Source organism: Beutenbergia cavernae DSM 12333 (genome assembly GCF_000023105.1).
Classification (GTDB): Bacteria; Actinomycetota; Actinomycetes; order Actinomycetales; family Beutenbergiaceae; genus Beutenbergia; species Beutenbergia cavernae.
Genome location: NC_012669.1, coordinates 3,912,949 through 3,925,562 on the forward strand (window position 1 = coordinate 3,912,949; position 12,614 = coordinate 3,925,562).

The window sequence follows — 12,614 nt, forward strand, 5'->3', positions numbered from 1 at the left end:
CCTCTCGCGGTCGCGCACGGAACCTCTCGCGGTCGCGCACGAATCCTCTCGCGAAGGGGTGGGTCAGGGGTGGTCAGGGGTGGACGACGTGGCCGAGGTCGAGCGCGTGCGCGGCGACCTCCTCCGCCTCGAGCAGCCACACGTACTCGTTCTTGAGCTTCGCGCCGTCGCCGGCGAACGGACCGGTCCGGTAGTCGTAGAACGCGATCGTCGGCCACGTGTGCGACGGCGCGGTGCGGATCGCGTTGTGGAAGTCACCGTTGAGGCGGCGCAGCTCGGCCGGGACCTCGTCGCGCCACGCCGCGACGTCGTCCGCGCTGACCGGAGCGCCGCCGTCGCCTCCCGTGCCGCTCGCCCGCGGCGTCAGCTGCAGCGCGATGTGGAGCTGCCGGTCGCCGTCGTCGTCCTCGTACGCGATGAGCCGGTGGCTCTCGACCGCCTCCGCGAGCTCGGCGCCGGCGTTGATGACGTCGCGCAGCGCGTCGGGGGCGACGACGGCGCCGTTGTAGTCGACCGACAGATCGCTGCGCCCGTAGTGGAACAGCAGCGGCAGGTCGAGGAACTGCTCCTTCAGGACCGCCGCGTGGCCGAGCTCCTTGAGGACCGGCTTGAGGTCGCGCACGCGCAGCACGTGGCCGCGGTCGTGGATGTTGTAGCGGATGCGCGGGTTGATGTTCTCCTTGCGCGTGATCGTGACGAGCAGCTCGCCGCCGTCGTTCGTCTCGATGAGGTAGTCGTACGGGTTGAACTGGAAGATCATCGGCAGGACGCCGTAGGTGGCCTGCTTCGTGAGCCGGGCGGAGAGCGCCGGGTCGGTGGCGACGGCGCGGCGCAGCGCCACCGTGAAGTCGGTCTCCAGCGCGAGGTTGATCTCGAGGTCGGACGCCCCGTACGAGCCGAACACGCTGTGCGCGTGCTCCAGGATCCGGGTCCGCATGTTCTCGCTGATCCCCTCGCCGCCGAACGCGGCCACGACGTCGTAGGCCGCCCAGTCGAGGCGGTCGTCGTCGAACAGCGCCTTCAGGAACGGCGGGTAGCCGAGCACGATGTACGTGTAGCCGGTGCCGAACTCGCCCATCGTGGCGATGATCTTGTCCCGGTCCGGGCCGATGGACTTCATCATCGTGATCTCGGTGAGCGACGTCGTCACGTTCATCCCCGTGGCCCAGGCGCCGAGCGAGAACGCGTTGAGCACGAACGGCTGCTTCGTCAGCGTGCGAGCGGTGCGCGCGAAGCCGACCTGCAGCAGCATGCGCGTCGCGAGGCGCTCGTCCGGGCCGCGCACCCAGCTCGTCGGGACGCCGCTGCTCCCCGAGGACTCGTCGACGACGACGCCGCGCCGCGGCAGCCGCCCGCCGATCGACCGCTCCGTGATCGACCAGCGCTTGATGTAGGACGCCTTGTCCATCTCCGGGACCCGCGTCAGCGCGGCCGCGACGCCGTCGTCCAGCGGAAGCCGGCGGGGCGTGCCGTGCTCGGCAAGGAACGCGCGGTAGGCCGGGACCTTGCGCGCGGCGAGCTCGAACGTCCGCAGGGCCCGCCAGCGGCCCAGCTTCCAGCGCAGCGGCTCGATGCCGGGCGCCAGCAGCACCTTGTGGGTCGTGACCCGGCGCGCGAGGAACCACACCACGGCGTCCTGCACGGCGATGAACGCGAACATCAGCAGGCGCTTCATGCGGTCTCCTCCAGGGTCGGCGCGGCGGGAGCCGCAGCCTCGAGTGCGAACGTCACCGCTGCCGCGTGCCCGGCTCGAGCATCGTCGACGCGAGCGGACGGCGGTGCGCGAGCGGCGGCTCGGGGCTGTGCCCGAGACGGAACAGCATCCAGGCCATCCGCCCGTCGGCCTCGGCGATCCCGAGCCGCTCCACGAACGCCGCGTGCGAGCGCGGGTTCGTGATGACCGTGCCGAACGGGTGGAGCACCGCCCCGTTCCGCTCGAGGTGCAGCCAGATCCCCAGGAACACCCGCCCGGCCTCGAGGTAGTCGTGGGGCGAGTCGAACGGGCCGGTGAGCCAGGCGAGCTGCCGGACTCCCCGCATCGTGCGCAGGTACACCGACCTGATGAGCGCGCCGACCACCGGGGCGTCCCACAGCCCGCGGTGCCGCATCGCGAACCGCAGCACCCGGCCCGGCACGAGCATCGTCTCCGCGCTCAGCCCGTCACCCGTGGCCGCGGCCTCGGCCTTCGTGAACCGCAGCCAGTGCATGATCTCGCCGTAGACGGCGTCGTTGCGGAGGTCGTCGAACAGGGTGCGCTGGTTGATGTGCACGAGGGCCTTCACGTGCGCCGGGTCGGCGGTGACGCCGAGCGCGTGCCCGGCGTCCGCGGCCAGGCGAGCGGCGCCGTCGAGCACCTCGGGGCCGACGAGACGCGGCGTGTACGGACGGCGCGACGTCCGCCGCTCGAGGAACGCCCGGTGATCCGCTGCCGCCTGCGCGGCGGACGGACCGCCGTCGTCGTCGCTCGCCGGGACCAGCGTGACGCGCCCGATCCGGTGCAGGCGGTCCGCGGCGGCGAAGTCCATGTCCGCGTCGTCGAGCTCCTCGACCACGCGCCAGCCGCGGGCGCGGGCCACGACGCCGAGCCCGTGGAGGAACACCCCCGCGCACACGTGGCCGAACGGGATGCCGAAGGACTCCGCCGGCAGGCCGAGGTCGAGGTCGTAGAAGACGTCGGCGCGCTCCGCGTCCAGCGGGCGGACCTTGATCGGCTGGGAGTTGTGCGGCGAGGGGTAGTGCCGCGCGTCGTCGAGGATCTCGGGCCAGGGCGACGGCGCGGGGTGGCTCACGCGCGTCACTCTAGTTCGCGCCCTTCCGGTCCCAGGCCGAGGGACGCGCTCTCCCCACGCCGAACCTCGCACTCCGCGCCGAGCCTCGCACCCTGGGGTACGAGGCTCGACGCGAGGTGCGAGGTTCGGTGGGCAGCCTGGCCATGAAGCTCGAGGTTCGGCGCAGGGCGTCAGCGCACGGGCGGGAGCGCGCAGACCTCCTGGTCGGTGAAGCCCTGGGCGGTGATCCCGAGGGCGTGGTTGAAGCGCGAGCGCTGGTTCTCGACGGCGACGTGGTACGTCAGCTCCACGAGACCGGCGTCGCCCCAGGTGCGGCGCAGCGCGGCGACCTGCTCGTCGGTGACCCTCGGCGGCTGCGCCGTCATCGCGTCCGCGTACGCCATCGCCGCCTTCTCGGCGGCGGTGAACAGCGGCGAGTCGGCGTAGTCCGGCACCGCCATGACACGCTCCGGCGTGAGCCCGGCGTGCAGGCTCTCCATCGCGCCGAAGTCGATGCACCACGGGCACCCGATCAGCACCGAGACCCGGTGCACCACGAGGTCCTTCACCTCGACGGGCAGCACGGCGCGCATCCGCGCGTTGCCGAGCTCGCCGAGCATGCTCGTCCAGAACACGCCGCCGTGGTGCGCCCACACCTGCATGGGCTGCAGCACCTCGCCGAACTTCCGGCGGCTCATCCGGTACAGCGCTCGCTTCACCCGGCTCACCCGCTCGGCGGGCAGCGCACTCACACGTGGCATCCGTCGGTCCTCCCGTCCCGGCGGACCGCCCGGCTGCGGCCCGCTCTCCCCTGGGACGACGTACCGCCGTCGGACGTGACAGCTCAGGCGGGCTCGAAGAGCACGCGGCGCGCGGCGACGTCCACGTCCACCAGGCGCACCCGCACTCGTTCCCCGAGCACCAGCTCCGTGCCGGCGGGCGCCTCGACCCGCGCGTCGACGGCCGGGTCGGCGATGACGACGGCGCCCCGCACCGTCCCGTCCGCGGCCGCGCCGTCACCGCCCCGCGGCTTCGCGACGTCGACCACCACGCCGTCGAACACCTCGCCCACGCGTGACGCGAGAAGGACCGCCTCGACGACGTCGAGACAGCCCCGCTCGTACGCGCCCGCCTTCTGGCCGGTCCGGGCCATCGTCTTCGGCAGGGCGTCGAGCGCCTCGCGCACCCAGGCGGGCACGGGCGTTCCCCCGCTCGTGGCGAGCGCGATCTCCAGCCCGTACCGGTCGACGAGGCGGCGCAGCGGTGCCGTCACGTGCGCGTACTCCGCCGCGATCGCGCCGTGGGCGGCGCCGTGGGGCACCTCGCCGTCGAACGCCGCGTAGCCGGCACCCCGGAACAGCGTGGTCGCCTCCTGCGCGAACGCCGCATGCGCCGGCACCGAGGAGTCGAGCGTGCGCACGAACGCCGCGTAGGTCTGGTCGTCCGACCAGTCGAGCCCCAGGCCCCGCGCGGCACGGCGCAGCCGCCGGATGTCGGACTCGCGGGCGGCGTCGAGGGTGCGGAAGACGCCGATCCGGGCCTCCCGCATGAGCCGAGCCGCCGCGATCCCCGTGAGCAGCGAGATCTGCGCGTTGTGCTGCTCGACGGGCAGGGTGCGCCGGTAGACCAGCCGGTACCCGCCGTCGTCCACCTCGATCTCCTGCTCCGGGATCTCGAGCGAGACTCCGCCGCGGTCGAGCTCGCGCTCGGCGCGCAGCGCCCCGATGACGGGCAGGAGCTCCAGCATGGCGCCGGCCCGGCCGGCGTCGAGGTCCGCCTGCACGCCCGCGTAGCTGAGCTTCGCGCGGCTGCGTACGAGCGCCCGCCGCGCGTCGACGTCGGCGATCTCACCCTCGGCGTCGAGGGCGATGCGCCACAGGACCGCCGGGCGGTCGACGTCGGGCAGGAGGCTCGCCGCGCCCTCCGAGAGCTCCGGCGGGTGCAGCCCGAACCGGCCGTCCGGCCCGTAGTACGTGACGCCGCGGCGGTGCGTCTCGGCGTCGAGGGCGCCGCCGGCCGGGACGAACGCGGCGACGTCGGCGATCGCGTAGTGCACCACGTAGCCGGCGCCGTCGCGCGCCAGGTGCAGCGCCTGGTCGAGGTCCATCGACTCGGGCGGGTCGATCGTGACCAGCTCGAGGTCGCGCGCGTCGAGGCGGTCGCCCTGCTCCGGCCGGGCGGCGTCGGCCTCGGCGAGCGCCGCCGGGTCGTAGGACGTCGGGATCTCCAGCTCGCTGCGCAGCCGCTCCAGCTCCGGGTGGATCCGCGCCGCCGCCGCTGCCTCTGCCCGGAGGTACCGGCGTGCCGCCGCGGCCATCAGCGCCTCCTCATCGAGCGCCGGTCGAGCCAGAGGGCGAGGCCGAGGCCGACGAACGCGCCGAGGATCCCGAGATACACCCACGTCAGCAGGAACAGCCCGCCGGCGTCCAGCGACGGACCCGGCGGTGGGATGACCACGCGCAGCGCGCGGAACTGGACGAGCAGCAGCGCCAGGATCCCGCCCACGACGATCCCGGCGAACGCGAACGACCCGTACCGCGGCGCGCGGCGCACGTGACCGGGGTCGGCGACGTCGGAGATCACCACGCGCTCGCCGTCGTCCGCCTCGTCCGCACCGGCGGTGGGCTCCTGGTCCTCGGGGCCGGCGCCGGCAGCGTCTTCGGGGGCGGTGCCCGCGGCCTGCTCGGGGACGGCGCCCGCGGCGTGCTCGACGGCGGCGCCCGCCTCAGGCGTCGGGGCGGCGGCCTCGCGGGGGTCGTCGGGCTGGGGAGACGTCACGCCTTCACGCTACCGCCGCGCGGGGCGAGGAACGGCAGGTAGTCCGTGAGGTCCGCGCGGGTGCCGGACGCGCTGAGCCCTCCGTCGTCGAGCGGCCGGTTCAGCACGTCCGGCCAGCGCGTGCGCCCGGTGGCGAGCGCGAGCCACGTGTGGGGCCGCATCTCGACGACGTTCGGTGGGGTGCCGCGCGTGTGGCGTGGGCCCGCGATCGCCTGCGTCGCGCCGGCGGGTGGGACCCGCACCTCCACCGAGTTCCCGGGGTGCAGCGCGGCGAACTCCTCGAGGCTGAAGCGCACGGCGGTCAGCAGGTCCGCGCGCGGGAGGGCCTCGCCCTCGACCAGCCACCGGTTGACGGCGGCGAGGCCGACGGCGGGGTCGGTTCGACGGCGGGGCGGCACCGCGTCAGCGTACGGCGCCCGGCGCGAGGGGTCGCGGGCGCGTCGGGCGCACCGCCGATGCGAGCCGCCTACCCCGCGACGCCGACCGGCGGACGGACCGACGTGCCCTGCGAGCCGACGCGACGCCGTCGAGCCGGGTACGGCAGCGCGGTGCGCGACGCGGGCAACGCGAGAGCGGCGCCCCGGCAGATGAGCTCCTTGTACCGGGCGGCGAGGCGCCCACCGAACGCGGCGGACCTGGCTCGGTCGTCGAACGTGACGAACTGGATCAGCCCGTCGCGCCGCCCGAGGCTGATGCACTGCTGGACATAGCCCAGCGGCATGTGCGGGAGCCGGCCGCCGGTCAGGCGCGCCACGATGGAGTCGGCGGCCTGCCAGCCCATCGGGACGCCCGACGCGCACGACATGCGCAGCGTCGTCCCCCGGGGCCCTGGGGCACGGGCGGAGTCGCCGACGGCGTACACGTCGGGGTGCGAGAGGGACCTCATGGTCCGGTCGACGACGATTCGCCCGTCGCCGCCGACCGTCAGGGACGAGGCGGCCGCGATCGGGTGGGTCACGAACCCGCCCGTCCACACGGTGACGTCGCTGCGCACGCGCGCTCCGCCGTCGGTCGTCACCTCGTCCCCGTCGACGCCCGTGACAGCGGTGCGTTCGTGGACCGTGACACCGAGCCTGGAGAACGTGGCCCGCAGGTGCCGCTGGCCGGCCGGCGAGAGCCAGTCGCCGAGGCCACCGCGGACGAGGAGGGCGACGTCCAGCTCGGGCCGTGCCTCGGCGATCTCGCTGGCCGCCTCGATGCCGGTGAGGCCGCCGCCGACCACCACCACACGCCCACCGCGTCCGAGTGCGGCCAGCCGGTCGCGCAGCCGGATCGCACCGGGCCGGCTCGCGACGTCGTACGCGTGCTCGGCGACGCCTGGGACACCGTGCCGCGCCACCGAGCTGCCCAGGGCGTAGACGAGCGTGTCGTAGCCGAGCCTGTCGGCGCCGCTCGCACCGTCGGGCCCGGTGAGCATGACGGCGCGGGCATCGGCGTCGACGGCGGCGACGCGAGCGACTCGCAGCGTCACACCCGTGCCGGCGAGCGCGTCGGCCAGCGCGCGGCGGCGCAGCTCCTGCCCGGCGGCCACCTGGTGCATCCGGATCCGCTCGACGAAGTCGGGCTCCGCGTTGACCAGGGTGATCTCGACGTCGTCGGGGTGCAGGCGCGCCGCGAGACGTCCGACGGCGGACGCGCCGGCGTACCCGGCTCCCAGGATGACGATGCGGTGCTTCATGGTGGCTCAGCTCCCTGTGGTGGACTCGCTGTGCCCCCTGAACCAGGTGGCCCACCCATCCCTGACGCGCTCGGGGTGTGACACCGGTCACTCCCGCGCCGGGACCGCGCCGTCACCAGCCGACGAGCACCGGATCGCCGTGGTCCGACTCGGCCCACGCGCGGGCGAAGCGACCGAGCTTGTCCGGGTTGACCTGGCTCAGCACCGAGGCGATCCCCGTGTCCGTGACCTCGAGGCTCATGACGCCGATCAGGCGGCCGCCCGCCACCGCCACGACCGCGGGGCTGCCGTTGGCCGTCGAGGCGTACAGGTCGAGCCGCCCGTCGAAGAAGGCGCGCTTGGAGTCCGCCGGGCGGAACAGCCCGCGCAGGAACCGCGCGACTGTGACCGCGCCGACGAACGGCGTCCCCCGCGCCGGGACCCGGCCACCGCCGTCGCCCACCCCCATCGCGTCGTCGGTGAGGAGCCGCACGAGCGGCTCGGTCTGCCCGCTCATCGCCGCGAGGAGGAACTCCTCCACGACCTCCCGCGCCGTCGCGGAGTCGACCTGCACGCGGGACCTCCCGGTGGCCACCCGCTGCTTCGCGCGGTGCAGCAGCTGCTGGCTCGCCGCCTCGCTGATGCCGAGGAGCTCGGCGATCTCGGCGTGGGGGTACGCGAATGCCTCCCTGAGCACGTACACGGCGCGTTCCGGAGGCGTCAGCCGCTCGAGCAGCATCAGCACGGCCGTCGACACGGAGTCGCGCTGCTCGGCCGTGTCGGCGGGCCCCAGCATCGGGTCGCCGTCGAGCACGGGCTCAGGGAGCCACTCACCCACGTAGACCTCCCGCCGGGCCCGCGCGGACGTCAGCTGGGTGAGGCACAGGTTCGTCAGGACCCGGGTCAACCACGCCTCCGGCACCCGGACCTGGTTCCGGTCGGCACGCTCCCAGCGCAGGAACGTCTCCTGGACGGCGTCCTCGGCCTCGACGGCGGAGCCCAGGAGCCGGTACGCGATCGCCTCGAGGCGGTCCCGCGAGGCCTCGAAGACGGCGACGTCCTCCTGGCGGACGGAGGCGCCCTCCGCGTCCGCGCCGTCCCCTGACCGAGCGTGCTCGACCGGACTCCCCATGTCCCGACCCTACGACCGCCGTCGGCGGACCGACCGCCGTCAGCGTCCGCGGGCGCGCTGGTACTCGCGCATGCCCTGCACGCGCTTCTTCCACACGTCACGCTGCTGGGCGGCGATCCGCGCGTCGGAGCGTGCCGCCTGCCGCAGCATCTCCCGCTGGAGCGACCGCCAGGACGCCAGGCGCCGCTCGTCGAGCGTCCCGTCCTCGACGGCGGCGAGGACGGCGCAGCCCGGTTCCGTGTCGTGCGCGCAGTCCGAGAAGCGGCACTGCGCGACCAGGTCCTCGACGTCGCTGAACGTCTTGGCGACGGCGTCCGGCGTCGCCACGAGCCCGACGGCCCGCAGCCCCGGGGTGTCGATGAGCGTCGCGCCGCCGGGCAGCGGCACGAGCTCGCGGTGGCTCGTCGTGTGCCGGCCCTTGCCGTCGCCGCGCCGGTCGCCCGTCGCCATGACCTCCGTGCCCGCGAGCGCGTTCACGAGCGTGGACTTTCCGGCGCCCGAGGGGCCGACGACGACGAGCGTCGTGCCCGGCGCGATCCGTTCCCGGAGCTCGCTCATGCCGAGGCCGGTGGTCGCGGAGACGGCGAGCACGTCGACGCCGAGGGCCACCGCCCCGACGTCGGCGACCCAGTCCGCGGCGTCGTCCACGAGGTCCGCCTTCGTCAGCACGACGAGCGGCGTCGCGCCGGACCGCCACGCGAGCGTGAGCAGGCGCTCGACTCGCCCGACCGCAGGGTCCGGGTCGAGGTGCTCGGCGATGACGACGACGTCGACGTTCGCCGCGATCACCTGCTCGCGCGACGTCCTGTCCGCGCTGTCGCGGGCGAGCTCCGACCGCCGCGGCGCCACGAGCACCCGGTCCGGCAGCTCCGGCGTCGGCGCGGCGAGCAGCACGTCGCCGACGGCGGGCACGAGCGGTTCGCCGACGGCGGCCGGCAGGGTGCCGTCCCGGTCCGTGACGACGGTGGTGCCGTCGCCCGGGGCGAACGCGCCGCCGTCGTCGAGCGGCAGCGCGCGGACGCGCTGCCGGTCCACGCGCGACACCAGCCAGCGGCCGGGCGCGGCGGAGCCGGGGTCGGCACTCTCATCCGCACTCATGACATCGACGCTACGCAGCACGGCAACGCCATTTCCGAGCGCGCTCGCCCCGTCCCGTGCTCAGTGCGGGGCGAACGCGCGACTGCGGTGCGCACCGGCCCGCACTCGGACGCAGGCCCCGCACTCGACGCGGGAAGCCGCCGCTCAGGTGGTCGCCTGCGCCGCCTCCTGCACGGCCCGCGCGACAGTCGTGTGGACCTCCGGGTGGAACACGCTCGGCACGATGTACGTGGGGTTGAGCTCCTCCGGGGTGACGACGGCGGCCAGCGCTCGCGCAGCGGCGAGCAGCAGGTCGTCGGTCACCTTGTGCGACCGGGCGTCGAGCAGCCCGCGGAACACGCCCGGGAACGCGAGCACGTTGTTGATCTGGTTCGCGAAGTCGCTGCGCCCCGACGCGACGACGGCCGCGTAGTTCGCGGCGATCGCCGGGTCGATCTCGGGCACGGGGTTCGCGAGCGCGAAGACGATCGAGTCGTGCGCCATGCTCGCGACGTCACGCTCGGTGAGGATGTTCGGCGCCGACACACCGATGAACACGTCGGCGCCGACGATCGCGTCGGACAACGTGCCCCGAGCACCCCGCGGGTTCGTGAGCGCGGCGATCGCGGCGAGCTCCGGAGCGAGGCCGGGACGCTCGTGGTGGATGACGCCCTCGACGTCGAGCACCGTGACGTCCCGCGCGCCGGCGGCGAGCAGCAGGCGCAGGATCGCCGACCCCGCCGCCCCCGCGCCGGACTGCACGATCCGCACGTCCTCGATGCGTTTCCCGACGACGGTGAGGGCGTTCGTCAGGGCCGCGAGCGCGACGATCCCGGTGCCGTGCTGGTCGTCGTGGAACACCGGGATGTCGAGCTCGGCCCGCAGCCGGGCCTCGATCTCGAAGCACCTCGGCGCGGAGATGTCCTCGAGATTGATGCCCGCGAACACCGGCGAGACGTGGCGCACGGTGGCGACGATCTCGTCGACGTCCTGCGTGTCGAGGCACAGCGGGAAGGCGTCGATGCCGGCGAACCTCTTGAACAGGGCGGCCTTGCCCTCCATCACCGGCAGAGCGCCCAGCGCGCCGAGGTTCCCGAGACCGAGCACGGCCGACCCGTCGGAGACCACGGCCACGGTGTTGCGCTTGATCGTCAGCCGCGACGCGTCCTCCGGGTGCGCGGCGACCTGCTGGCTCACCCGGGCGACGCCGGGCGTGTAGATGAGCGACAGGTCGTCGCGGTGCCGGATCGGCACCCGTGACTCGATCGAGAGCTTCCCGCCGAGGTGCGCGAGGAACACCCGGTCCGAGACGCGGCCGATCGTGACGCCGTCGACGCCGCGCAGCGCCTCGACGATCCGCGCGGCGTCGTCCTCCCCTCCCGTGGCGCACGTGAGGTCGAGCTGCAGGCGGTCGATGCCGGACGCGGACACGTCCACCGCCGTCACCACACCGCCCGCCCGCTCGACGACGGCCGTCACCGTGCTCACGGCCGCCGGCTGCGCGGTGATCTCGAGCCGGATCGTGATCGAGTAGCTGACGCTCGGTGCGCTCACGGTGTGCGCCCTCCTGCGGGTCCTGGTGAGGCGAGGTCGGCGGGTGTGGCGTCCTCCGCCGGCGCGTCGGGCATCTCACCCGGCGGCTCGACGGCGGCGTCCCCCGAGCCGCCGCTGTCCGGCTCGGCCGCGGCGTGCGCCGCCCGGGTGAAGTCGACCGGGTCGCTCGTGGACGGGCGCCGCATCCCGACGAGGTTCTCCGGTGCGAGGATCTGCGCGAGCACGTCGGGCTCGACGAGCCCGTGCTCGAGGGCGAGCTCCGCCACCCCGGCGCCGGTGGCGAGCGCCTCCTGCGCGAGCGCCGTCGCCGCGGCGTACCCGATGTACGGGTTGAGCGCCGTCGCGAGACCGATGGAGTGCAGCACCTCACGTCGGAGGTGCTCGCGGTTGGCGACGATCCCGTCGACACACTTGCTGGCGAGCACGAGCGACGCGTTGCGCAGCCGGTCGATCGACATGAAGAGCCGGTGCACGATCACCGGCTCGAACGCGTTGAGCTGCAGCTGACCGGCTTCCGCGGCCATCGTGATCGTCACGTCGTTGCCGATGACCTCGAACGCGACCTGGTTGACCACCTCCGGGATCACCGGGTTGACCTTGCCCGGCATGATCGACGACCCCGCCTGCACGGCGGGCAGCGTGATGTCGCCGAACCCGGCGCGCGGCCCGGACGAGAGCAGCCGCAGGTCGTTGCAGGTCTTCGACAGCTTGACGGCGATGCGCTTGAGGACGCCCGAGAGCTGGACGAACGCGCCGGCGTCCTGCGTCGCCTCGACGAGGTCGGGTGAGGTGACGAGCGGGATGCCCGTGATCTCGGCCAGGTGCGCGCGGGCGAGCTCCGGGTACTCCCGCGGCGCGTTGAGGCCGGTCCCGACGGCGGTGCCCCCCAGGTTGATCTCGGTGATGAGGGCGCGGGCCTCCGCGAGGCGCCGCCGGTCCTCGTCGATCGTCTCGGCGTACGCCCCGAACTCCTGCCCGAGCGTCATCGGCACGGCGTCCTGGAGCTGGGTGCGGCCCATCGCGACGACGTCGGCGAACTCCACGGCCTTGGCGGCGAAGGAGCGCTGCAGCGTCTCGAGCGCGTCGAGCAGCCCGCCGATCGCGACGTACGTGGCGACCTTCGCCGCCGTCGGGTAGACGTCGTTGGTCGACTGGGACCGGTTGACGTCGTCGACCGGGTGCAGGAACTCGTACCGCCCGCGCGCGTACCCGAGGACCTCGAGGCCCCGGTTCGCGACGACCTCGTTGGCGTTCATGTTCGTGGACGTGCCCGCGCCGCCCTGGATGACGTCGACGACGAAGTGGTCGTGCAGCGCCCCCGCGCGGATCTCCTGGCACGCCTCCACGATCGCGTCCGCCTTCTCCTGCGGCAGCAGCCCGAGCTCGGCGTTCGTGAGCGCCGACGCCTGCTTGACGGCGGCGATCGCGTTGATGAGCTCGGTGAGGCGGCGCAGCCGTACCCCGCTGATCGGGAAGTTCTCCACGGCCCGCACGCTGTGCACGCCGTAGTACGCCTCGAGAGGAACCTGGCGATCCCCGAGCAGGTCGTGCTCGGTCCTCGTCAGGCCGCTCGTGGCGGCAGGAAGCGGATCGATCAGATCCTGTGGCTGGACCTTCACCCTCGTTCTCTCCTCACAGCAGGTCGCGG

11 protein-coding genes are annotated in these 12,614 nt (G+C 73.9%); all 11 read right to left on the reverse strand.

Annotated features, from left to right (window positions below; translation table 11 throughout):
- Positions 1–73: 73 nt before the first annotated feature.
- Positions 74–1,675, reverse strand: a complete 1,602-nt coding sequence (locus BCAV_RS17735) for a phenylacetate--CoA ligase family protein (protein ID WP_015883999.1) — start codon at positions 1,673–1,675, stop codon at positions 74–76.
- 52 nt (positions 1,676–1,727) lie between these two features.
- The gene (locus BCAV_RS17740) at positions 1,728–2,789 is read right to left on the reverse strand and encodes a nitroreductase family protein (RefSeq protein WP_015884000.1); all 1,062 of its coding nucleotides are present in this window, start codon (positions 2,787–2,789) and stop codon (positions 1,728–1,730) included.
- A 170-nt stretch (positions 2,790–2,959) separates the two neighbouring features.
- Positions 2,960–3,529 carry a carboxymuconolactone decarboxylase family protein gene (locus BCAV_RS17745; RefSeq protein WP_015884001.1) on the reverse strand — a complete coding sequence of 190 codons (570 nt, stop codon included), beginning with the start codon at positions 3,527–3,529 and terminating at the stop codon, positions 2,960–2,962.
- Between the two features lie 83 nt (positions 3,530–3,612).
- Positions 3,613–5,085 (reverse strand): RNB domain-containing ribonuclease, encoded by a 1,473-nt coding sequence (locus tag BCAV_RS17750; RefSeq protein WP_015884002.1) that lies wholly within the window; start codon positions 5,083–5,085, stop codon positions 3,613–3,615.
- Entirely contained in the window at positions 5,085–5,546 is a 462-nt protein-coding gene (locus tag BCAV_RS17755) for a nucleotide exchange factor GrpE (protein ID WP_015884003.1), read from the reverse strand. The genes BCAV_RS17750 and BCAV_RS17755 overlap by 1 nt, the downstream gene beginning before the upstream one ends.
- Positions 5,543–5,944: a sterol carrier family protein gene (locus BCAV_RS17760; protein WP_015884004.1), complete on the reverse strand. Its 402-nt coding sequence runs from the start codon at positions 5,942–5,944 to the stop codon at positions 5,543–5,545. The genes BCAV_RS17755 and BCAV_RS17760 overlap by 4 nt, the downstream gene beginning before the upstream one ends.
- Before the next feature lie 68 nt (positions 5,945–6,012).
- On the reverse strand, positions 6,013–7,224 hold the full coding sequence (locus tag BCAV_RS17765) for an NAD(P)/FAD-dependent oxidoreductase (RefSeq protein ID WP_015884005.1): 1,212 nt from the start codon (positions 7,222–7,224) through the stop codon (positions 6,013–6,015).
- A 112-nt stretch (positions 7,225–7,336) separates the two neighbouring features.
- Positions 7,337–8,335 carry an RNA polymerase sigma factor SigJ gene (gene sigJ / locus BCAV_RS17770; protein ID WP_015884006.1) on the reverse strand — a complete coding sequence of 333 codons (999 nt, stop codon included), beginning with the start codon at positions 8,333–8,335 and terminating at the stop codon, positions 7,337–7,339.
- 39 nt (positions 8,336–8,374) lie between these two features.
- A complete protein-coding gene (rsgA, locus tag BCAV_RS17775; protein ID WP_015884007.1) occupies positions 8,375–9,433 on the reverse strand; it encodes a ribosome small subunit-dependent GTPase A in 1,059 nt (352 codons plus the stop codon).
- A gap of 144 nt (positions 9,434–9,577) precedes the next feature.
- On the reverse strand, positions 9,578–10,966 hold the full coding sequence (locus BCAV_RS17780) for an NAD-dependent malic enzyme (RefSeq protein WP_015884008.1): 1,389 nt from the start codon (positions 10,964–10,966) through the stop codon (positions 9,578–9,580).
- Positions 10,963–12,585: an aspartate ammonia-lyase gene (locus tag BCAV_RS17785; protein WP_015884009.1), complete on the reverse strand. Its 1,623-nt coding sequence runs from the start codon at positions 12,583–12,585 to the stop codon at positions 10,963–10,965. The genes BCAV_RS17780 and BCAV_RS17785 overlap by 4 nt, the downstream gene beginning before the upstream one ends.
- Positions 12,586–12,614: the final 29 nt, after the last annotated feature.